The organism is Streptomyces sp. NPDC015144, assembly GCF_043079735.1.
Classification (GTDB): domain Bacteria; phylum Actinomycetota; class Actinomycetes; order Streptomycetales; family Streptomycetaceae; genus Streptomyces.
The window spans coordinates 438,820-459,227 of the sequence record NZ_JBIBUU010000003.1 but is presented as its reverse complement, the minus strand read 5'-3'; the positions used below and the strand labels follow the sequence as shown (position 1 = coordinate 459,227).

Sequence of the window (20,408 nt, the reverse complement as noted above, 5' to 3'; positions counted from 1 at the left end):
TCAGGGATACCGGAGCGGAGGGCCCGGCCCGGTATCCCTGAGCACTGTTCTTGCAAAGCGGATGTCTCCGCTCGTCACGCCTTCCGCGCGCGGGTCGTCTTCCTCGCCGCGGCCTTCTTGGCGGTGGCGGGCTTCGCCGCCGTCTTCCTGGCCGTCTTCCGCGCGGCCTTGCGGGCCGTGGGCACGGCGGCCTCGCTCACCCGGTCCGGGTCCAGGATGTCCTGGAGGAACTTCCCGGTGTGGCTGGCCGGGACCCCGGCGACCTGCTCCGGCGAGCCCTCGGCGACGACCATGCCGCCGCCGCTGCCGCCTTCGGGTCCCATGTCGATGACCCAGTCCGCGGTCTTGATGACATCGAGGTTGTGCTCGATGACGATCACCGAGTTGCCCTTGTCGACCAGGCCGGAGAGCACCTTGATGAGCTTGCTGATGTCCTCGAAGTGCAGACCGGTGGTCGGCTCGTCCAGGACGTAGACGGTGCGGCCGGTGGAGCGCTTCTGCAGCTCGCTGGCGAGCTTCACGCGCTGCGCCTCACCGCCGGAGAGCGTCGGCGCGGACTGGCCGAGCCGTACGTAACCGAGCCCCACCTCGTTGAGCGTGCGCAGGTGGCGGGCGATCGTGGGGACGGCCTCGAAGAACTCCAGGCCCTCCTCGATCGGCATGTCCAGCACCTCGGCGATGGACTTGCCCTTGTAGTGGACCTCCAGGGTCTCCCGGTTGTAGCGCGCCCCGTGGCAGACCTCGCACGGGACGTACACGTCCGGCAGGAAGTTCATCTCGATCTTGATCGTGCCGTCGCCGGAGCAGTTCTCGCAGCGGCCGCCCTTGACGTTGAAGGAGAAGCGGCCCGGCAGATAGCCGCGCACCTTCGCCTCCATCGTCTCCGCGAAGAGCTTGCGGACGTGGTCGAAGACACCGGTGTACGTGGCGGGGTTGGACCGGGGCGTGCGGCCGATGGGCGACTGGTCGACGTGGACCACCTTGTCGACCAGGTCGTCGCCGTCGACCCGGGTGTGCCGGCCGGGGACCGACTTGGCGCCGTTCAGCTCCCGGGCGAGGTGGGTGTACAGGATGTCGTTGACCAGCGTCGACTTCCCGGAGCCCGAGACGCCGGTGACGGCGGTGAGCACGCCGAGCGGGAAGGAGACGTCGATGTCCCGGAGGTTGTTCTCCCGGGCGCCGTGCACCGTGAGCAGGCGCTCCGGGTCCACCGGGCGGCGGATGTCGGGCGTCGGGATGGACCTCGTGCCGTTCAGGTACTGGCCGGTGATCGAGTCGTCGTTGGCCAGCAGCTCCTTGAGCGATCCGGAGTGGACCACCTTGCCGCCGTGCTCACCGGCGCCGGGGCCGATGTCGACGACCCAGTCGGCGACCTTGATCGTGTCCTCGTCGTGCTCCACGACGATGAGCGTGTTGCCCATGTCGCGGAGCCGGACCAGGGTCTCGATCAGTCGGTGGTTGTCCCGCTGGTGCAGACCGATGGACGGCTCGTCCAGCACGTACAGCACACCGACCAGACCGGAGCCGATCTGGGTGGCCAGCCGGATGCGCTGGGCCTCGCCGCCGGAGAGGGTGCCGGCGGCGCGGTTGAGCGAGAGGTAGTCCAGGCCGACGTCGACCAGGAACCTCAGCCGCTCGTTGACCTCCTTCAGCACCCGCTCGGCGATCTTCTTGTCGCGGGCGTTGAGCTTCATCCGGCCGAGGAAGTCGGCGCACTCGCTGATCGACATCGCGGAGACCTCGGCGATGGACTTCTCCATCACCGTCACCGCCAGGACGATCGGCTTGAGCCGGGTGCCCTCACAGGTCGGGCAGGGCACCTCGCGCATGTACCCCTCGAAGCGCTCCCGGCTGGAGTCGCTCTCCGCGTCGGAGTGGCGGCGCTTGACGAACTGCACCGCCCCCTCGAAGGCCGGGGTGGTGTACGCGCGCTCCCGCCCGTACCGGTTGCGGTAGCGGACCTCGGTCTGGATCTTGTGACCGTGGAGCAGCGCCTTCTTCGCCCGCTGCGGCAGTCCGGCCCAGGGGATGTCGGTACGGAACCCGAGGGCGTCGGCGAGCGCGCCGATCTGGCGGCCGAAGTACTCCTTGGTGTGGCCGTGCGACCAGGGGTGGATGGCGCCCTCGTCGAGCGACTTCTCCGGATCGGGGACGATCAGCTCCGGGTCGACCTCCATCCGCGTACCGATGCCCGTGCAGTCGGGGCAGGCGCCGAAGGGCGAGTTGAAGGAGAAGGAGCGCGGTTCGAGCTCCTCGAAGGAGAGGTCGTCGTACGGGCAGTAGAGGTGCTCCGAGTACATCCGCTCGCGCTCGGGGTCGTCCTCGGGGAGGTCGACGAAGTCGAGCACGACCATGCCGCCGGAGAGTCCGAGCGCGGTCTCGACCGAGTCGGTCAGCCGCCGCTTGGCGCTCTCCTTCACCGTGAGGCGGTCGATGACCACCTCGATGGTGTGCTTCTCCTGCTTCTTCAGCTTGGGCGGCTCGGAGAGCTGCACGGTCGCGCCGTCGACCCGGGCGCGGCTGTATCCCTTGGTCTGGAGATCGGCGAAGAGATCGACGAACTCGCCCTTGCGCTCGCGCACCAGCGGCGAGAGCACCTGGAAGCGGCTGCCCTCGGGCAGCGCGAGCACCTTGTCGACGATGGCCTGCGGCGACTGGCGCGAGATCGGACGGCGGCACTCCGGGCAGTGCGGCTTGCCGATCCGGGCGAAGAGCAGCCGGAGGTAGTCGTAGACCTCGGTGATGGTGCCGACCGTCGAGCGCGGGTTGCGCGAGGTCGACTTCTGGTCGATGGAGACGGCGGGCGAGAGACCCTCGATGAAGTCGACGTCCGGCTTGTCCATCTGGCCGAGGAACTGGCGGGCGTACGAGGAGAGGGACTCCACGTAGCGCCGCTGGCCCTCGGCGAAGATCGTGTCGAACGCAAGGGACGACTTGCCCGAACCCGAGAGCCCGGTGAAGACGATCAGCGAGTCACGGGGAAGGTCGAGCGAGACGTTCTTGAGGTTGTGCTCGCGCGCGCCACGGACGATGAGACGGTCGGCCACGCCGGTCCGCACCTTTCTGGAGAGAAATGGGGGAACTGAGCCCCTGTCCCAGGGTATGGGGGGCGCCACAGCGATGTACGAAGCTTTCAACCCCGAGCGTATAGCACGCACATTCGATTTACGGACGGCTCCGGCCTCCTTCACCCGAACGAGTGGTCGGACTAGGCTCGGCCGCATGATTGATCATGCGCACGACCTGGTCTCCGTACGTGAAGCCACTGATCGGCTGCTCAGCGCCACCGCGGAACTGGATGCCGCGGCACTCGCCGCGCCGTCCCGACTGCCCGGCTGGAGCAGGGGGCATGTCCTCGCACACCTCTCCCGTAACGCCGACGCGCTCGTAAATGTTCTCCAGGGCCGGCCCATGTACGCGGACGGCGAAACCCGCGACCGCGACATCGAGCGCGACGCGCCCCGGCCGCCGGCCGAGCAGCGGGCCGACCTGTCCGGGAGCGCCGCCCGTCTCGACTCCGCCGCCGCGGCCCCGGCCGACTGGTCGCGCACGGTCACCCTGCGCAACGGAGTGACCGACTCGGCCTCCCGGCTCCCCTTCCGCCGCCTCGTCGAGGTGGAGCTGCACCATGTCGACCTGGGGATCGGCTACGAGCTGGAGGACCTGCCGGAGGAGTTCGTCGCGCGGGAGATCGAGTTCCTCGCCGAGCGGTTCGACGGGCACCCGGATGTCGTCGCCACGCGCCTTGCCGACGACCGGGGCCCGGTCCGGACCACCGGCGGCGGTGCGGAGGGCGGCCCGGTCACGGTCCGCGGCACCGCTCCCGAACTTCTCGGCTGGCTCAGCGGCCGCCGCGACGGGGCCGCCCTGAAGGTCGAGGGAGGCCCCCTCCCGGCCCTTCCCCCGCTATAGGCTGAGGCCCATGACGTACAGCGGAGCGGTCAAGGTCGGCGGGCGCGCGGATGTGCACGAGCTGACGGATCTGATGATCTCCAAGGTCGCCGTCGGCCCGATGAACAACAACGCGTACCTGCTGCGCTGCCGGGCCACCGGCGAGCAGCTGCTGATCGACGCGGCGGCCGAGGCCGGGACGCTGCTCCGGCTGATCGGTGACGACGGCATCGCGTCCGTCGTCACCACCCACCGGCACGGCGACCACTGGCAGGCGCTCGCCGAGGTCGTCGCGGCCACCGGGGCACGCACCGTCGCCGGGCGTCACGACGCGGAGGGCATCCCCGTCACGACCGATGTGCTCGTGGACGACCTGGACACCGTCCGGGTGGGCCGGGTCGCCCTGACCGTGCGCCATCTCGTCGGCCACACCCCGGGCTCCATCGCCCTGGTCTACGACGACCCGCACGGCGCCCCGCACGTGTTCACCGGCGACTGCCTCTTCCCCGGCGGGGTCGGCAACACGCACAAGGACCCCGAGGCCTTCGCGAGCCTGCTCCACGACGTGGAGACCAAGCTCTTCGACCAGCTGCCCGACGAGACCTGGGTCTACCCCGGTCACGGCCACGACACCACGCTCGGCGACGAGCGCCCGCAGCTGTCCGAGTGGCGCGCCCGGGGCTGGTGACGCGCGACGGCGCCGGGCCCGCCCACCTCTTCGGTGGAGCGGGCCCGGCGCCGTCGCGCGACGGTCAGGCGCCCACACCCGTGCCCTTGTCGGCGGTGTCCTCCGCGGCGGCTTCCTCGCGGGCCTGCTTCCGGCCGGCGAGGAGACTGGTGACCGTGGTGATGACCAGCACGCCGCAGATGACGCCGAGCGACACCGGGATGGATATCTCGGGGACGTCGACCCCGGACTCGTGCAGGGCGTGCAGCACCAGCTTCACCCCGATGAAGCCGAGGATCACCGACAGCCCGTAGCTCAGGTGGACCAGCTTCTTCAGCAGCCCGCCGATCAGGAAGTACAGCTGCCGCAGCCCCATCAGCGCGAAGGCGTTGGCGGTGAAGACGATGTACGGGTCCTGGGTCAGGCCGAAGATGGCGGGGATGGAGTCCAGGGCGAACAGCACGTCGGTGGTGCCGATGGCGAGCATGACGACCATCAGCGGGGTCAGGACGCGCTTGCCGTTGTTCCGGATGAAGAGCTTGGTGCCGTGGTAGCGGTCGGCCACCCCGAAGCGCCGCTCAATGCTCTTGAGCAGGCGGTTCTCCTCGAACTCCTCCTCTTCCGCACCGGCCCGCGCCTCCTGGACGAGCTTCCAGGCGGTGTACACCAGGAACGCGCCGAAGATGTAGAAGACCCAGGAGAAGTTGGCGATCACGGCGGCACCGGCCGCGATGAAGATCGCTCTCAGTACCAGCGCGATCAGCACACCGACCAGCAGCACCCGCTGCTGGAGGTGCGAGGGCACCGAGAACTTCGCCATGATCAGGACGAAGACGAAAAGGTTGTCGACACTGAGCGACTTCTCGGTGATGAACCCCGCGAAGAACTCGCCCGACGCCTGGCTCTCGCCGAAGAGCAGCAGACCGAGCCCGAAGAGGGCGGCCAGTGCGATCCAGACGACTGTCCAGATTCCGGCTTCCTTGGTCGTCACGTCATGGGGCTTGCGCCCGATGAAGAAGTCGACGGCGATCAGGGCGGACAGACCAAGAATGGTCAGCACCCAGACGGTCCATGAAACGTCCACTGCGCCTCCGGCAGTTCGCTACGGCTACTGATTCAGCGTCGTCGCTGCCGGAGGTCTCCTCCACCCGGGTGCACGGGCTGCGCACCACGGGCCGACGCCCCGGGACCGGTCACGGTCCGTACTGACGGGAACGTCGCGTACGGGAGTACTCCCCTCCGTTCAAGGAACAGTACAGGAATAACCAAGAAAAGGTAAAGAGAAAGGCAATGCCCCATCAAAAGCGCAGGTCAGAAGGGATGGGGGAGACGCGATACGCGGTCGCCCCGGGCCCGCACCGGGCCGGGGGCGACCGCTCAGCGCCGGGTGTGCCGGGCCGCGGCGACCTGGGCGAGCACCTGTTCCAGGACCCGGCTGCCCGGCGGGACGCGCGGCGGCTCGTACGTCCAGGCGTGGCCCACCCAGGGGTCGGCCAGATGGTCGTCGGGGACCGGCGTGATCCGCAGCAGCGAACGCCACAACGGGTCGAGCACCGGCCCGTACCCGGCGGCGTCCTCCCGGTCGGCGACCATCATCAGGTGGACGCCGACCGACGGGCCCTCGTCGGCGAGGTAGCGCAACTGGGTGACGGCCCGGTCGTCGAAACCGTGCGGGAAGTCGTTGACGATCAGCAGCTGCTCGGCCGGGTCCACGTCCGGCGGCAGCGAGTCGGCGGCCCGGGCCCGGACCGCCATCTGCACCAGGTCGACGCGGCGGGTGAGATGGGCCAGGACCGAGGACACGCCTCCGGCCCCCGGGGCGGGCGGTGTCGCGAGCGCCCCGGACCGCACCAGCGGCGCGAGCGCCCCGGCCGCCGTACCCGCCGGGTCGATGACATGGACGGAGAACTCGTCGGCCGGGTAGACGGCCAGCAGCCGGGCCGCGAGGAGGACGGCGCTCTCCATCGCGAGGCCGCGCAGCCGGTCGCCGTCGAGCAGGGCGGCGGCCTCGGACGACGTACGGCCGCTGTCGATCCAGAGCCCGCGCTCCAGCGGCAGCCGGACCAGCAGCGGAATGGTCAGGTCGGGCTTCTCGGGGAGGTGGAGGTCGCCGAGGCGCAGCGCCATGGGGATCTCCATCGGGACCCGGTAGGCGTGCCAGACGGGGTTGTCCCAGCGGGCGAACGCGGCGGGCAGGGCGGGTTCCACCACATCGGACTCGGCGGCGAGCTGGGCGAGGTCGCGGTCGAGGGCCTCGCGGGCGCGGGCGGTCAGCTCGTCGTGCTTGGCGCGGGCCTCGGCCCGGGCCCGGTCGCCCGCGCCGCCGATCCGGCTGCGCGGGTCGGACAGGGCGTTGTCCAGCTCCTTCTCCATGCGGGACTCGGCGAAGTCGACGGCGCTGCGGTACGCGGCGGTGGTGCGGGCCAGGTCCTCGAACATGCCCCAGATCTGGTTGTAGAGGCGCTCGTCCATGGACCAGCCGGTCGCGTCACCGGCGACGGGCCGGGCGGGGCGGCCCGGTTCCGCGGGCGGCGCGGCGGGGGGCGGCGGCGGGGGCGCGGAGGTCTGGCGGCGCGGATGCGCGTAGTTGATCGTGGCGCCGGGCGGGGCGGCGGGCTCCGTGAGCGGCTCGGCCGGCCGGGGGCCGCCCTGGGCCGGTACGGGGCCGGTGCCCGGGGTGGTGCGGCCGGTGTCCGGGGTGCGCGGCGGGGGCGGGGCGACCGAGCGGGCCATCGCCCGCCCGACCGCCTCCTGGATGGAGCGCGCCAGCGCGGCGGCGCCGGGCAGGCCCTGGTCGGCGAGCATGGCTTCGAGGCCGCCGGCGTAGCCCTGGCCGACGGCGCGCACCTTCCAGGCTCCCTGGCGGCGGTAGAGCTCCAGGGCGGCCACCGCGGACTCGCTGTCCAGGCCGGTGAGGGTGAAAGTGGCGATCTCGGCGCCGTCGAGACCCGTGACGGCGACGAAGGGGGCGGCGACGGCACCGAATCGCAGCGGGCCACCTCCCCCGGTCGGCAGGGCCAGCAGCACGGTGACCCGGTGCACCGTGGCGGGCAGGGCGTCGAGGTCCACGGCGAGCCGGTGGTCGGCGGCGGCCTGCTTGGAGACTTCGAGCCCGGGGAGCTGGGGCGATCCCGGGTGCGCGATCCATTCGGTGCCGCGTACGGTGCCGTTCTCGTCGCCGAGCGTGGCGCCGGCCACCACCGGCGTGCCGGCCGCTACCCGGATCTCCAGTCGGGTCTGGGGCAGTGCGTGGTTCTGCCCCCGGACCAGCTCGGCCGTCATTGCCCTGTCCCCTCGACGATGCGCTGCTCTGCGGCGCGCCCCGCCGCGGGGCGCGCGATGTGCCGCAGCTCCCGGTGGCCGATGCCTCCGGGAGCTGCGGGTACTGATGTGTACCGGCTCGGGCCGGGTCCTGGCTACAGGTGCGGCAGGATCGCCGGCATCAGGTCCTGGAAGGTGCGGCCGTTGGCCGGGTTGCCGAGGGCGGTCATCTGCCAGCCGTTGCCCACGCGGTGCACCTTGGCCATGATCTGGGCGGTGTACTGCCCGCCGCCGTCCAGGGTGTAGCGGGCGAGCTCCTGGCCGTTCGTCTCGTCGACGATGCGGCAGAAGGCGTTCTGCACCTCCTGGAACGTCTGGCCGGTGAAGGAGTTCACCGTGAAGACGATCTGGTCGATGTGGACCGGAACCCGCTGGAGGTCGACCAGGATCGCCTCGTCGTCGCCGCCGGAGCCGGCGCCGCCGACCAGGTTGTCCCCGGTGTGGGTGACCGAGCCGTCGTCACTGACCAGGTGGCGGAAGAAGACCACGTCGACCGGCTGCTTGTCGGCGAAGAGCACCGCCGACGCGTCGAGGTCGATCTCCCGGGTACGCGAGCCGAACAGGCCCCGGCGCGGCGCTGCCTGCCAGCCGAGCCCCATCCGTACCGCGGTCAGGGTTCCCCCGTCGCTCTTCTGCAGACTGATGGCCTGCCCCTTGGTCATATTGACCGTCACGCGCTGTCCCCTCTCCGCATTTCCCCGCAACCGTCCGTGCGCGGTTTCTCAGAAACCCTACGCAGTCGCGCCGGTGGCACGCGCGCGTCGGGCCGTATTGTGTCGGTCCTGCAACACACCGGGGCTTTCCCGGCGGGGCGGGCTCAGGCGAGGCCCGCCTCACGCATCTGGCGCAGCTCCTTCTTCAGCTCCCCGACCTCGTCGCGCAGCCGTGCCGCCACCTCGAACTGGAGGTCCGCGGCAGCCGCGCGCATCCGGTCCGTCATCTCCTCGATGATCCCGGCGAGTTCGGTGGCGGGCCGGTCCGTGACCGCCGCTTCGCCCTTGGCCCGCCCGGCTCCGGCCCGCTTGGCGCCCAGCGACGGAACCGGGGCCTTGGTCCCCTTGGCGTCCTTGGTGCGGCGGTAGCCGCTGTCGAGCAGCTGCTCCGTGTCGACCTCCTCGCGGGCGATGGTCGCGACGATGTCGTTGATCTTCTTCCGCAGCGGCTGCGGGTCGATACCGCGCTCGGTGTTGTAGGCGATCTGCTTCTCGCGGCGGCGGTTGGTCTCGTCGATGGCCTGCGCCATCGCCGGGGTGATGGTGTCGGCGTACATGTGGACCTGCCCGGAGACGTTGCGGGCGGCGCGGCCGATGGTCTGGATCAGGGACGTACCCGAACGCAGGAAGCCCTGCTTGTCCGCGTCGAGGATGGCGACGAGCGACACCTCGGGCAGGTCGAGGCCCTCACGCAGGAGGTTGATGCCGACCAGTACGTCGTACTCGCCGGAGCGCAGCTCGCGCAGCAGCTCGATGCGGCGCAGCGTGTCGACGTCGCTGTGCAGGTAGCGGACCTGGATGCCGAGTTCCTGGAAGTAGTCGGTGAGGTCCTCGGCCATCTTCTTGGTGAGGGTGGTGACCAGGACGCGCTCGTCCTTCTCGGCGCGGGTGCGGATCTCGTGCACCAGGTCGTCGATCTGGCCCTCGGTGGGCTTGACGACCACTTCGGGGTCGACGAGGCCGGTGGGGCGGATGATCTGCTCCACGAAGCCGTCGCCCCGGGACAGCTCGTACGTCCCCGGGGTGGCGGAGAGATAGACCGTCTGGTCGATCCGGGTCAGGAACTCCTCCCACTTCAGCGGGCGGTTGTCCAGGGCGGAGGGGAGCCGGAAGCCGTGGTCGACGAGGGTGCGCTTGCGAGAGGCGTCGCCCTCGTACATGGCGCCGATCTGCGGCACGGTGACGTGCGACTCGTCGAGGACGAGCAGGAAGTCCTCGGGGAAGTAGTCGAGGAGGGTGTGGGGGGCGGTGCCGGGCGAGCGGCCGTCGAAGTGCATCGAGTAGTTCTCGACGCCGGAGCAGGTGCCGATCTGGCGGAGCATCTCGATGTCGTACGTGGTGCGCATCCGCAGCCGCTGGGCCTCCAGCATCTTGCCCTGCTTCTCCAGCTCGGCGAGGCGCTGCTCCAGCTCCTGCTCGATGCCGTTGACCGCCTTCTCCATGCGCTCGGGACCGGCGACGTAGTGGCTGGCGGGGAAGACGTGGAGGGACCGGTCCTCGCTGATCACCTCGCCGGTGAGCGGATGGAGGGTGGAGAGCGCCTCGATCTCGTCGCCGAACATCTCGATGCGGACGGCGAGCTCCTCGTAGACCGGGAAGATCTCGATGGTGTCGCCGCGGACCCGGAAGGTCCCCCGGGTGAACGCGAGATCGTTGCGGGTGTACTGGATCTCGACGAAGCGGCGGAGCAGCTGGTCGCGGTCGATCTCGTCGCCGACCTTGAGCTGGACCATGCGGTCCACGTACTCCTGGGGCGTGCCGAGGCCGTAGATGCAGGAGACGGAGGCGACCACGACGACGTCGCGCCGGGTGAGCAGCGAATTCGTCGCGGAGTGGCGCAGCCGCTCGACCTCCTCGTTGATCGAGGAGTCCTTCTCGATGTAGGTGTCCGACTGGGGGACGTACGCCTCGGGCTGGTAGTAGTCGTAGTACGAGACGAAGTACTCGACGGCGTTGTTGGGGAGCAGCTCGCGGAACTCGTTGGCGAGCTGGGCGGCGAGCGTCTTGTTCGGCGCCATCACGAGCGTGGGGCGCTGCAGCTTCTCGATCATCCACGCGGTGGTCGCGGACTTGCCGGTGCCGGTCGCGCCGAGCAGTACGACGTCCTTCTCACCCGCGCGGATGCGCCGCTCCAGCTCGGCGATGGCCGCGGGCTGGTCACCGCTGGGCTGGTAGGGACTGACGACCTCGAAAGGCGCCATCGAACGTTCGATCTTCGAAACGGGCCGCATGTGACCACCGTACGACCCGCCACTGACAACCGGGCCGGACCGGCCGAAGGAGCGGGCCCGGTGTCACCACTCCCCGGGGGGTGCGGGGTCGCTCCGCCGGGAGTGGAAGGAGGCCGGATCGGCGTACGTGCCGAAGCTCGGGGCCCGTCGCTGGGCCGGGATCCCGGCGATCCGCCGGGCGCCGTCGGCGGCCGCGGGGTCGTTCCAGTCCGGGGTGCCCATCACCATCAGCGGGTCGAACATGACGACGACCGCGGCCAGGACGAGGAAGCAGCCGGGCCCGATCAGCAACGGCACCAGCGGGGCGTTCACCGTTCCGGCCACTCCGGCCTCGGGGATCGCGCCGGGGTGCAGGTGGACGCTGAGCGCGGCCATGCCGGTGTAGTGCATGCCGCTCACCGCGACGCCCATGACCACGCTGGCGCCGAGACTGGGCAGGAAACCGTTGACGGATACGGCGGCCCAGAGCGCGGTGGTGGCGGCCACCACCGCGATCACGACGGAGAGCACCACGGTGAGCGTGTCGTACTCCAGCTGCCCGTCGAGGCGTATTCCGGCCATGCCCAGGTAGTGCATGGTGGCGATGCCGAGTCCGGTGATGGTGCCGCCCGTCACCAGGGCCATCGTGGTGGCGCCCCGGTAGCCGACCACGAAGATGCCGACGCCGACCATGCCGATGGCGACCGCGAGGCTGGCGAAGGTGACCGCCTTGTCGTAGCCGATGGTCACACCCTCGACGGAGAAACCCGTCATCGCGATGAAGTGCATGGTCCAGATGCCGGAACCGATGGACGTGGCGCCGAGCGCCAGCCAGCCGGCCTTGAAGGAGCGTTCGGTGCGCAGTGAGCGGTTGGTGCAGCGCAGGCCGAGGGCCGCGCCGAGGCAGGCCATGAGGAATGCCGCCACGGGCGTGACCGCTCCGTAGCTGAATCCGTCGATCGTGCCCTGCATGCTCGTACGCCCTTCGCGGAAGCCCGGGGTTCGGGGAGACCCTAAGGCGCGAGTCCCGGCAAACAAACAGAAGAGCTGCATTTTAGCTAGTGCGCTTCCGGTCCGTTACCCGGTGTCGGCGACTGCGTTCACGCTGTGGCCATCCTTCGCCTGTTCCCCGTTGGTACGCGGGTGCCACTCTCGGCCCGTTCGCACCTTTCGACGCAAGGAGTACACGTGTACGCACGTACCGCAACCGCCGCTCTCGTCGCCGCCGCCGTGGTCGGCGGCGGCGCCGTCCTGATGTCCGGCACCGAGGCCCTGGCCGCGAGCGGTCCCGCGGACGCGAAGCGGTCCTCGCCCGTCGTCATCGCCCACCGGGGTGCCTCGGCGTACGCGCCGGAGAACACGCTGCCCGCGATCGACAAGGCCCGCGCCCTCGGCTTCGACTGGGTGGAGAACGACGTCCAGTTCACCAAGGACGGTGTGCTGGTGGTCATGCACGACACCGACCTGAGGCGGACCACCGACGTGGAAGAGGTCTTCCCGGGCCGCGCGTCGTGGGGGGTCAAGGACTTCACGGCGAAGGAGATCGCGAAGCTGGACGCGGGCAGCTGGTTCGGCCCGCAGTTCGCCGGGACCAAGGTGCCCACGCTCAAGCAGTACCTGAAGCGGGTCGAGCGCAACCGGCAGAAGCTCCTCCTGGAGATCAAGAGCCCCGAGCTCTACCCGGGCATCGAGAAGGAGACCCTGCGGGTCCTGCGCCAGAACGGGTGGCTCGACCGTGCCCACGTGAAGAACCGGCTCGTCGTCCAGAGCTTCGGCGCGGACAGTGTGAAGAAGGTGCACCAGCTGCGTCCGGACGTGACGACGGGCTTCCTCGGCACCCCCGCGGTGGCCGACCTGCCGTCGTACGCGGCGTTCACCGACCAGATCAACCCCTCCCACCCCTCGGTCTCGGCCGACTACGTGGCGGCGGTGCACGCGCTGAAGGGCGCGCACGGCAAGAAGCTCCAGGTCAACACCTGGACGGTCAACGACGCCGCGACCGCCACGAAGCTGGCCGGCCTGGGCGTGGACGGGATCATCACCAACAACCCCGACGTGGTGCGCGACGCCACGCGCTGACCCGGCGGGCGGGGAGGGCGGGGCAGCCTCCGGGAGCGTCCGTACGGGGAGCGTCTCCCGGGCCCCGCTCCCGTTGTCAGTGGGCGGCCGTACGGTGGTGCCATGGACAGCAACGGGGTCGTCGAGTGGGCCGTCGTCGGGAGCGACATCGGCCCGCTGCTGCTCGCCGCGACGGGGACGGGGCTGGTGAGCGTGGTCTTCCACGCCCGCCCCGAGGTGCGGGAGGCGGCGGTGGGCCGGCTGCGGGACCGGTTCGGCGCGGAGCCGGTGGAGCGGCCCGGCTCCGCCCGGCTCGCGGAGCCGATACGTCAGCTCGCGGCGTACTTCGCGGGTGCGCCGCGGGAGTTCTCGCTCGCCCTGGACTGGTCGCTGACCTCGGGATTCAACCGTCAGGTGCTCCGCGAGCTGGCGACGGGGGTGCCGTACGGGACGGTCGTCGGGTACGGGGAGCTCGCCCGGCGGGTGGGGCAGCCGGGGGCTGCGCAGGCGGTCGGAGTGGCGATGGCGTCCAATCCGCTGCCGGTGGTGGTGCCGTGCCACCGGGTGGTGGAGAGCGACGGCGGACTCGGCGGCTTCGGCGGCGGGCTGGAGACCAAGCGGCAGTTGCTGGCGCTGGAGGGCGTGCTGCCGCGGCCGCTGTTCTGACCCGGCCGTCGGAACAGCCGGCCGTCCCCGGACGCGAGCTGCGCATACGCCCGCTTCCGCGCGTCCGCACCGGCTGGCACACTGCGCCGGTGACCAACATGTTCGACGCATCCGAGGCCCCCGCCAGGTCCGGCGCCCCGGCCGCTCCACCCGCTCCGGTCCCGGCGGCCGAACTGCCCGCCCTGCGGCGCAGGACGTCGGCGGTGCTCATAGCCAGCCAGATACTCGGCGGCCTCGGCGTGCCCATAGGCATCGCCCTGGCCCCGGTGCTGGCCACGGAGGTGGGCGGTTCGGAGGAGCTGTCCGGGCTGGGTCCGACGGCTTCGGTGGCCGGGACGGCGCTGCTCTCGCTGCCGCTGGCCGCGCTGATGACCGCCCGCGGGCGGCGCCCCGGGCTCGTCCTGGCCTATCTCATCGGTGCCCTGGGCGCGGGGCTCGTGGTGCTGTCGACGCTCGTGGAGAGTTTCCCGCTGCTGCTGCTCGGTATGGCCGCGTTCGGCGCGGGTTCCTCCGCCAACCTCCAGGCCCGGTTCGCCGCGGCGGACCTGGCCGAGCCGGAGCGGCGCGGCCGGGCGATCTCCACGGTCATCTGGGCCACCACGATCGGCTCCGTCCTCGGGCCGAACATCGCCGCCCCGGTGGGCCGGTTCTTCCGCGGCGGCCCGGTGTCCGAGCAGGCCGGCCCGTTCGTCTTCGCGGCCGGGATCTTCCTGATGTCCGCCATGGTCGTCGGGGCGTTGCTGCGGCCGGACCCGCTGCTCACGGCACGGGGGCTGGCGCCGCAGGACGAGGCGTCCGCGGCCGGGCGTTCGCTGCGCGCCGGGATCGCGGCGGTCCGCGCCTCGCCTATGGCGCGACTGGCGCTGACGACGGTGGCCGTCTCGCACACCGCGATGGTCTCGATCATGGTGATGACCCCGGTCGAACTGGGCCATCACGGCGCCGGGCTCCAGCTGATCGGCCTGGTCATCAGCAGTCACATCCTGGGGATGTACGCGTTCTCCCCGGTCATGGGCTGGTTGTCGGACCGTTTCGGACGGCTCGCCGTGATCGGCCTGGCGGCCGCGCTGCTGGCCTGCGCCACGCTGCTGGCCGGTACCGCGAGCGGCAGCCACGGGCAGACGGCGGCCGGTCTCTTCACGCTCGGTCTCGGCTGGTCGGCGGGGCTGGTCGGCGGTTCGGCGCTGCTCACCGACTCCGTACCGCAGGCCGCGCGCGCCGCCGTGCAGGGTCTGTCGGACCTGACCATGAACACGGCGGCGGGGGTCGGCGGAGCCGTCGCCGGGGTCGTCGTCGCCCGGGCGGGTTACGGCTGGCTGAACGCGATCGGGGCGTGCCTGCTGCTGCCCATGGCGGCACTGGCACTGCGCCGGGCACTCGCCCCCTCGGCACCGCCCCGGGACTGAAACCGCCCTCACGGAAGGAGCGGTTCCAGATCCGGCGTCCCGGGTTCGCCGGTTCCGGCGCAGCGCCCCGGATCCAGCGGTTCCGGCACAGCGATTCCGCTTCATCAGCGGCCGGGGCGGCTTCGAGACAGGGACGCCTCCTGCGGCCGGAGTGGCCCCAGAGGCCGAAAGGGCTTCGGAAGCCGGGCGGATCCTGCGGCCAGGAACTCCGGAAGCAAGGACGGCTTCTGCGGCCGGAGACTCCGGAGGCCGGGCGGATCCTGCGGCCGGAGTGGCTTCAGAGGCTGATGTGGTACGCCTTGCGGAGCGTCTCGTGCACCGTCCAGGTCGTGCGGTCGCCCTCGCGCAGCACGCAGGCGTCGCCCGGACCGATCTCCAGCGTCGCGCCGCCCTCGACGGCCACGGTCGCCCGGCCGCTGACGACCACGAAGAGCTCGTTGGCCTCGGTGTCGGTGACCACGCCGGGGGTGATCTGCCAGATACCGCGCAGCTGCTTGCCGTCGGGCGACTCCCAGAGCACCTTGCCGGTCACCACGGGCTCACCGGAGACGATCTGGGCGGGGTCGAGCGGTTCCGGTTCGAGTGCGGCATCCGGGATATGCACGACGAAAGAGGCGGGAGAGTGATCAGAAGTGCTCATGGCCGGTCACCTTAGCGACCGCCTTCGCGGCACGCCGCAGCAGGCCATGCCCAGGTGGCGGGCGGTCTCCGAGCCGCTGTGCGCCGCCCCGTCCTCCCGGCCGCACGTTTGAGGCGGGCACGCTCGCGACAGGGATGTGGACATGTCATTCAATGCGTCGCGCAGCGCGCCCTCCGGCGTCCCCGTCCTCTCCGCCGAGGTACGGGACGCCCTCGCCACACACCACCCCGTCGTGGCCCTGGAGTCGACGATCATCGCCCACGGTCTGCCGCGCCCCCGCAACCTGCGGGTCGCCGCGGAGCTGGAGGATCTCGTACGGTCCGCGGGCGCGGTGCCCGCGACGATCGCCGTGCTCGACGGAAAGCCCAGGATCGGCCTGGACAAGGCCCAACTGGACCGGGTGGCCATGGACCCGGCGATGCGGAAGCTGGGCCACCGGGACCTCGCCCCGGCCCTGGCGACGGGCGCGAGCGGCTCGACCACCGTGTCCGCCACGGCCTTCCTGGCCGCACGCGCCGGACTGCGCTTCTTCGCGACCGGCGGACTCGGCGGCGTGCACCGGGAGTGGGTCCGGACCCAGGACGAGTCCGCCGACCTCCGCCTCCTCGCCCGGACCGGCATCACCCTGGTGTGCGCGGGCGTGAAGTCCGTCCTGGACGTCCCCGCGACGCTCCAGCGCCTGGAGACGCTGGGCGTCACGGTGCTGGGCTACGGCACCGACCGGTTCCCCGGCTTCTATCTGACCAGTTCGGGCGAGCCGGTCGACTGGACGGTGCGCACGCCCCAGGAGGTCGCCGCGGTGATGCGGGCCCAGGACGCGCTCGGCGGCCCCGGCTCCGCCCTGGTCGTCGCCAACCCCGTGCCCGTGGCCGACCAGTTGGATCCGGAGCTCCACGACCATGTGCTGGCCGAGGCCCTGGCGGAATGCAAGGAGCGGGGCATCACGGGGCAGGCGATCACCCCCTTCCTCCTGGAGCGGCTGGCGCGGGGCACCGAAGGCGCCTCGCTGGAGGCCAATCTGGCGGCCGTACGCGGGAACGTGTCGCTGGCCGCGCGGATCGCCGTCGCGTGGACCGCCGACAACCCCCGGAGCCCCGCGTCCGATGACCACGCGGGCCGCGACACGCGGCAGGAACCGGCGGCCGGGGCATGACCGGCGGCGGCCTGCTCGTCGTCGGGGACGTGGTCACGGACGTCGTCGCCCGGCACGGCTCACCCCTGGCGCGCGGCACGGACACCAGCGCCCGCATCCGTACGCTGCCCGGCGGCGCGGGGGCCAACGTGGCCTGCTGGGCCGCCCTTTCGGGCCGCCCGGACGTGCGGCTGCTCGCCCGGGTCGGCGCCGACAGCGCGGAGTGGCACCGGGACGCGCTGCGGCGGGCGGGGGTGCGCCCCCTGCTGGTCGTGGACAGGCGGGAGCCGACCGCCACCGTCGTCGCGCTCGTCGACTCCGCCGCCGAACGCACCTTCCTCACCGACAGCGGTGCGGTCCTGCACCTCTCCCCCGACGACTGGTCGCCGTCGATGCTGGACGGTGTCGCCCACCTCCATCTCTCCGGGTATCTCCTGTTCGCCGCGGTAAGCCGGGCGACGGCGCTGCTCGCCCTGCGGGAGGCGCGGCGACGGCGGATCACGGTGAGCGTCGACCCCGCCTCGGCCGGCTTCCTCGCCGAGCTGGGGACCGGACGTTTCCTGGCCGCCGTGGCGGGCGCCGATCTGCTGCTGCCCAACGCGGACGAGGCCCGGCTGCTGACCGGGCTGCCCGAACCGGCCGACGCGGCAGCCAAGTTGAGCCATCAGGTGGGCCGGGTGGTGGTCACGCTCGGCGAGGGCGGGGCGCTGCTCGCGACCGGGGGCGCGGTGGTCGGGCACGTCCCCGCCGTCCGGATCACCGGGGCGGTGGACTCGACCGGGGCGGGCGACGCGTTCACCGGCGGCTTCCTCGCGGCGCGGCTGGCCGGGGCGGACGACATGGCGGCCGTGGCGGCGGGGTGCCGGGCGGGGGCGGAGGCGGTCACCACCGTGGGCGGCCGCCCCGACCCCGGCACCCCGTGACGGTTCCCCGCCGCGACCGGCCCCCGCCATGGGCCCGCCGTGGCCGGGCCCCCACCGCGTCAGCCCGTCGTCCCGGCCCATCCCGTCCAGGCCGGGTGCGCGGGGTCGTCGGCGCGCACGACCGCGTCCGCGTGCTCGCCGGGCGCGGTCTCCGTCTCGTACCGGGCGAAGGCCGGCAGCGTCCAGCGCGCGCTCTCCTCGGTGCGCCGCCGCAGCGCGCCCGGCGACAGCCGCAGATGGACGCTCAGGTCGAACGGGAACCAATGGCCGAGCAGCAGCGGGCCGTGCACCACCAGCACCCCGCCCCCGGGCAGCGGCCGGTACGGGCTGCGGGTGGCCCGGTCCGTCACCGGGTCCCAGAGGTCCGGCAGCACCCGCCCGCTGCCGCCGGGCTCCAGCGGCCCGAAGACCTCGCGCCACAGTGCCCCGGTGTCGAACCAGCCGTCGAAGTACGTGTCGGGGTCCTCCTTGCCGTACTCGTACCGGAGGCTCGCCGGGCGCAGGAAGCCCTCGGTGGACACCACCAGCACGGCACGGCCCCGGATCCGCAGGGCCTGTGCGACCCGCTCGGCCAGCTCCCCGGTGCGGGCGGCCGGGGCTCCGTCCACGGCGAGCTTCGGCCAGGGGCTTCCGTCGGCGGGTTCGAGGGCGTCGGCGCGCGCGGCAAGGGCGTCGGCCAGCCGCTCCCAGGTGATCGCTTCGAATCGCACCCCACCATCATCACCGTCCAACGACCCGGCTCAGGCACCGGTCCCGGGGGGCCTGCCGGGTGAGCCGTCCGGACTTGGAGCGTCGGGGCCGCCGCCGAGGACCGCCCGGTGGCTCTCGGCGAGGGCGCGCACCCGGTCGGCGAGCGGTCCCAGCCCGGGCTCCCGCTCGGCCGCGATGCCGGCGAGACGCAGGATGTCGGCGAACCACTGCCCGGACGGCCCCTCCGGTGCGTCGATCCGGCCGAGGCCGCGTTCCAGCAGGCCCCGGGCGTCCTCCGGCCGGCCGCGCAGCACGGCCTTCGTGGCGGCGACCGCGTTGGCCAGCGCGCTCGCCGGCCTCGACCAGTCGTCATCGGCGGGCGGTACGGGACCGCCCGCGCCTCCCCCCGCCGCCACGACCTCCAGGTCCACCCGCCAGAACAGCGGCAGCCCGCGGAAGGCGGCGAAGAGCAGCCTCCGTCCACCGGACTCCCGTGTGTCGGGGTCGGTGCGCAGCGAGTCGAGCGGCCGCACCGCGCCGAGTACGCCCCGCGCGGCGGCGAGGCAGTCGGCGAACCGGTCGCCGGGCACGGTCCAGGCCAGGTCGATGTCGCTGTACGCGTCCGCCGTTCCCCGGGCGAGCGAGCCGCGCGGCTCCGCCCGGGAACCCGGGCAGTAGGCGGCGAGCGCCCGGATCAGCTCCTCGGCGAACGCGTCCCGCCACTCCGGATCGAGCCCCTCCGCACACTCCCGGCCCCGGTCCCGGGGTGCCCGTTCGTCCATGGCCGTGGTCTCCCGTCGCCCGTCGTACCCCATGCCTGTCGTCCTCGATGCCCGCCGGGTCCTGCGCGGCGTGTCCTCTGCGGCATGCCCGATGCCCGTCGTGTCCTGTGCCCGCCGTCGCGGTGGGCGTCGGATCCGCCACCGCCCGAGCGCTTCGGTGGCCCCGCCTTCTACGATCCCCCCATGGATCTCGCATTCGCCCGCGCGTTCGCCGCCGAATGGCTGGACGGCTGGAACTCCCACGACCGCGACCGCATCCTGACGCACTATCACGACGACGTGACCTTCAGCTCGCCCGTGATCCGGCAGATGACCGGTGACGCCTCCGGCACGGTGCATGGCAAGGAGGCGCTGCGCGCCTACTGGGCGGTCGGCCTGGAGCGCATCCCCGAGCTGCGGTTCGAGCTGGTGGACGTGCGGGTGGCCGTGGACGCGCTGGTGATCGACTACCGCAACCAGATCGGCGGCCGGGTCAGCGAGGTGCTGACCTTCCGGGACGGCCTGGTGGTATCCGGCTTCGGCGCGTACGGGGAGACGCTCGCCAACTGACGCCCCGGCCCGGGGCCCCGCGCGGCAGGGAACCCGGGCCGCCCGTCATCCGCCGCGCAGTTCGGTGGCGAGCGGCCCCTCGCCCGACACCTCGACCCGCCCGTCGTCGACCGCCTCGGCGAGGCTCAGCCCGCCGTGCGCGAGCTCCAGGCAGACCTCGACGTCGAGCGCTATGCAGACGTCGGCACGGGGAGCCGGACCGTCCCCGTAGACCGGAGCGCCGTCCTCCGTGCCGCCGGTGCGGACGTGGAACCGGCCCTCGTCCAGCCGCACTTCGACGGTTCCGGCCCCGCCGATCCCGTCCAGCGCGCGCAGCAGCGGCAGGGCGAACCAGTGGGCCCGCACCGCGTCGGTGGGCCGCCGCTCGGCGAGCGCGGGCGCCCCCCACTCCGCGAGCGCGGTCAGCACCGGCATCAGCCCCCGGCCGCGCTCGGTCAGCTCGTAGACGGAGGCGGCGGCCGGCGGCGGAAGTCTGCGCCGGACGGCCAGGCCGTTCTGCTCCATGTCCCGCAGCCGGGAGGCGAGCACATCCGTACTGACACCCGGCAGGTCGGCGTGGAGGTCGGTGTACCGGCGGGGGCCCGCCAGCAGTTCACGGACGATCAGCAGCGTCCACCGGTCGCCCACGGCGTCGAGGGCGCGGGCGGTGGCACAGAACTGGTCGTAGCTCCGGCGGCGGACCGGGCGTGCGGCGGACGGTTGCTGACGTGGCATGGGACTCAGTCTAGACATGTTGTTGGACTTTCCAAGGTCGAGCTTG

The 20,408-nt window shown here is 72.0% G+C and carries 18 protein-coding genes; 8 read left to right on the top strand and 10 right to left on the bottom strand.

From position 1 onward, the window contains the following. Nucleotides 1-74 precede the first annotated feature (74 nt). Nucleotides 75-3,047, bottom strand: a complete 2,973-nt coding sequence (gene uvrA, locus ACF08W_RS08695) for an excinuclease ABC subunit UvrA (protein ID WP_392278840.1) — start codon at nt 3,045-3,047, stop codon at nt 75-77. Between the two features lie 175 nt (nt 3,048-3,222). On the opposite strand from uvrA, the gene ACF08W_RS08690 reads away from it, so the two are divergent. Further along, complete coding sequence (locus ACF08W_RS08690; protein ID WP_392278839.1) at nt 3,223-3,912, top strand: maleylpyruvate isomerase family mycothiol-dependent enzyme; 690 nt, start codon at nt 3,223-3,225, stop codon at nt 3,910-3,912. 10 nt (nt 3,913-3,922) lie between these two features. Next, on the top strand, nt 3,923-4,579 hold the full coding sequence (locus ACF08W_RS08685; protein ID WP_392278838.1) for an MBL fold metallo-hydrolase: 657 nt from the start codon (nt 3,923-3,925) through the stop codon (nt 4,577-4,579). A 64-nt stretch (nt 4,580-4,643) separates the two neighbouring features. On the opposite strand, the gene ACF08W_RS08680 is transcribed toward ACF08W_RS08685, so the two are convergent. The 5 genes from ACF08W_RS08680 to ACF08W_RS08660 all read right to left on the bottom strand — a co-directional run bounded on the left by ACF08W_RS08680 (nt 4,644) and on the right by ACF08W_RS08660 (nt 11,774). Beyond that, complete coding sequence (locus ACF08W_RS08680; RefSeq protein WP_385211454.1) at nt 4,644-5,642, bottom strand: TerC family protein; 999 nt, start codon at nt 5,640-5,642, stop codon at nt 4,644-4,646. A gap of 293 nt (nt 5,643-5,935) precedes the next feature. Beyond that, complete coding sequence (locus ACF08W_RS08675) at nt 5,936-7,840, bottom strand: TerD family protein (RefSeq protein WP_392278837.1); 1,905 nt, start codon at nt 7,838-7,840, stop codon at nt 5,936-5,938. A 134-nt stretch (nt 7,841-7,974) separates the two neighbouring features. After that, nucleotides 7,975-8,553, bottom strand: coding sequence for a TerD family protein (locus ACF08W_RS08670; RefSeq protein WP_385211451.1), 579 nt, complete (start codon nt 8,551-8,553; stop codon nt 7,975-7,977). Between the two features lie 143 nt (nt 8,554-8,696). Further along, nucleotides 8,697-10,823 carry an excinuclease ABC subunit UvrB gene (gene uvrB / locus ACF08W_RS08665; RefSeq protein ID WP_392278836.1) on the bottom strand — a complete coding sequence of 709 codons (2,127 nt, stop codon included), beginning with the start codon at nt 10,821-10,823 and terminating at the stop codon, nt 8,697-8,699. 63 nt (nt 10,824-10,886) lie between these two features. Continuing rightward, nucleotides 10,887-11,774, bottom strand: a complete 888-nt coding sequence (locus ACF08W_RS08660) for an MHYT domain-containing protein (protein WP_352275015.1) — start codon at nt 11,772-11,774, stop codon at nt 10,887-10,889. A 216-nt stretch (nt 11,775-11,990) separates the two neighbouring features. Between ACF08W_RS08660 and ACF08W_RS08655 the strand changes: the two genes are divergently transcribed. From ACF08W_RS08655 to ACF08W_RS08645, 3 genes are all read left to right on the top strand, one after another. Beyond that, entirely contained in the window at nt 11,991-12,881 is an 891-nt protein-coding gene (locus ACF08W_RS08655) for a glycerophosphodiester phosphodiesterase (protein ID WP_392278835.1), read from the top strand. Nucleotides 12,882-12,983: 102 nt separating this feature from the next. Beyond that, on the top strand, nt 12,984-13,526 hold the full coding sequence (locus ACF08W_RS08650; RefSeq protein ID WP_385211443.1) for a methylated-DNA--[protein]-cysteine S-methyltransferase: 543 nt from the start codon (nt 12,984-12,986) through the stop codon (nt 13,524-13,526). A 98-nt stretch (nt 13,527-13,624) separates the two neighbouring features. Then, the gene (locus tag ACF08W_RS08645; RefSeq protein ID WP_392278868.1) at nt 13,625-14,932 is read left to right on the top strand and encodes an MFS transporter; all 1,308 of its coding nucleotides are present in this window, start codon (nt 13,625-13,627) and stop codon (nt 14,930-14,932) included. Between the two features lie 277 nt (nt 14,933-15,209). On the opposite strand, the gene ACF08W_RS08640 is transcribed toward ACF08W_RS08645, so the two are convergent. Next, complete coding sequence (locus ACF08W_RS08640; protein ID WP_352275012.1) at nt 15,210-15,572, bottom strand: cupin domain-containing protein; 363 nt, start codon at nt 15,570-15,572, stop codon at nt 15,210-15,212. Between the two features lie 142 nt (nt 15,573-15,714). Between ACF08W_RS08640 and ACF08W_RS08635 the strand changes: the two genes are divergently transcribed. Beyond that, nucleotides 15,715-16,725 (top strand): pseudouridine-5'-phosphate glycosidase, encoded by a 1,011-nt coding sequence (locus ACF08W_RS08635; protein WP_392278834.1) that lies wholly within the window; start codon nt 15,715-15,717, stop codon nt 16,723-16,725. After that, the gene (locus ACF08W_RS08630) at nt 16,722-17,627 is read left to right on the top strand and encodes a carbohydrate kinase family protein (protein WP_392278833.1); all 906 of its coding nucleotides are present in this window, start codon (nt 16,722-16,724) and stop codon (nt 17,625-17,627) included. Before ACF08W_RS08635 ends, ACF08W_RS08630 begins: the two co-directional genes overlap by 4 nt. 59 nt (nt 17,628-17,686) lie before the next feature. On the opposite strand, the gene ACF08W_RS08625 is transcribed toward ACF08W_RS08630, so the two are convergent. Both ACF08W_RS08625 and ACF08W_RS08620 read right to left on the bottom strand, forming a co-directional pair. After that, nucleotides 17,687-18,337 (bottom strand): uridine kinase, encoded by a 651-nt coding sequence (locus ACF08W_RS08625; protein ID WP_392278832.1) that lies wholly within the window; start codon nt 18,335-18,337, stop codon nt 17,687-17,689. Between the two features lie 30 nt (nt 18,338-18,367). Next, entirely contained in the window at nt 18,368-19,132 is a 765-nt protein-coding gene (locus tag ACF08W_RS08620) for a hypothetical protein (RefSeq protein ID WP_392278831.1), read from the bottom strand. A gap of 150 nt (nt 19,133-19,282) precedes the next feature. Here ACF08W_RS08620 and ACF08W_RS08615 point away from each other — a divergent pair, with 150 nt between their 5' ends. Then, a complete protein-coding gene (locus ACF08W_RS08615) occupies nt 19,283-19,648 on the top strand; it encodes a nuclear transport factor 2 family protein (protein WP_392278830.1) in 366 nt (121 codons plus the stop codon). A gap of 45 nt (nt 19,649-19,693) precedes the next feature. Here the strand turns inward: ACF08W_RS08615 and ACF08W_RS08610 are convergent, their stop codons facing one another. Further along, nucleotides 19,694-20,362: a winged helix-turn-helix transcriptional regulator gene (locus ACF08W_RS08610; RefSeq protein WP_385211432.1), complete on the bottom strand. Its 669-nt coding sequence runs from the start codon at nt 20,360-20,362 to the stop codon at nt 19,694-19,696. Nucleotides 20,363-20,408 lie beyond the last annotated feature (46 nt).

Excerpts from the sequence above, each read along its gene's own strand:
- ACF08W_RS08690 (WP_392278839.1), top strand. The coding sequence starts at position 3,223 with ATGATTGATCATGCGCACGACCTGGTCTCCGTACGTGAAGCCACTGAT.
- ACF08W_RS08685 (WP_392278838.1), top strand. The coding sequence starts at position 3,923 with ATGACGTACAGCGGAGCGGTCAAGGTCGGCGGGCGCGCGGATGTGCAC.
- ACF08W_RS08675 (WP_392278837.1), bottom strand. The coding sequence starts at position 7,840 with ATGACGGCCGAGCTGGTCCGGGGGCAGAACCACGCACTGCCCCAGACC.
- uvrB (WP_392278836.1), bottom strand. The coding sequence starts at position 10,823 with ATGCGGCCCGTTTCGAAGATCGAACGTTCGATGGCGCCTTTCGAGGTC.
- ACF08W_RS08660 (WP_352275015.1), bottom strand. The coding sequence starts at position 11,774 with ATGCAGGGCACGATCGACGGATTCAGCTACGGAGCGGTCACGCCCGTG.
- ACF08W_RS08650 (WP_385211443.1), top strand. The coding sequence starts at position 12,984 with ATGGACAGCAACGGGGTCGTCGAGTGGGCCGTCGTCGGGAGCGACATC.
- ACF08W_RS08645 (WP_392278868.1), top strand. The coding sequence starts at position 13,625 with ATGTTCGACGCATCCGAGGCCCCCGCCAGGTCCGGCGCCCCGGCCGCT.
- ACF08W_RS08640 (WP_352275012.1), bottom strand. The coding sequence starts at position 15,572 with ATGAGCACTTCTGATCACTCTCCCGCCTCTTTCGTCGTGCATATCCCG.
- ACF08W_RS08635 (WP_392278834.1), top strand. The coding sequence starts at position 15,715 with ATGTCATTCAATGCGTCGCGCAGCGCGCCCTCCGGCGTCCCCGTCCTC.
- ACF08W_RS08630 (WP_392278833.1), top strand. The coding sequence starts at position 16,722 with ATGACCGGCGGCGGCCTGCTCGTCGTCGGGGACGTGGTCACGGACGTC.
- ACF08W_RS08620 (WP_392278831.1), bottom strand. The coding sequence starts at position 19,132 with ATGGGGTACGACGGGCGACGGGAGACCACGGCCATGGACGAACGGGCA.
- ACF08W_RS08615 (WP_392278830.1), top strand. The coding sequence starts at position 19,283 with ATGGATCTCGCATTCGCCCGCGCGTTCGCCGCCGAATGGCTGGACGGC.
- ACF08W_RS08610 (WP_385211432.1), bottom strand. The coding sequence starts at position 20,362 with ATGCCACGTCAGCAACCGTCCGCCGCACGCCCGGTCCGCCGCCGGAGC.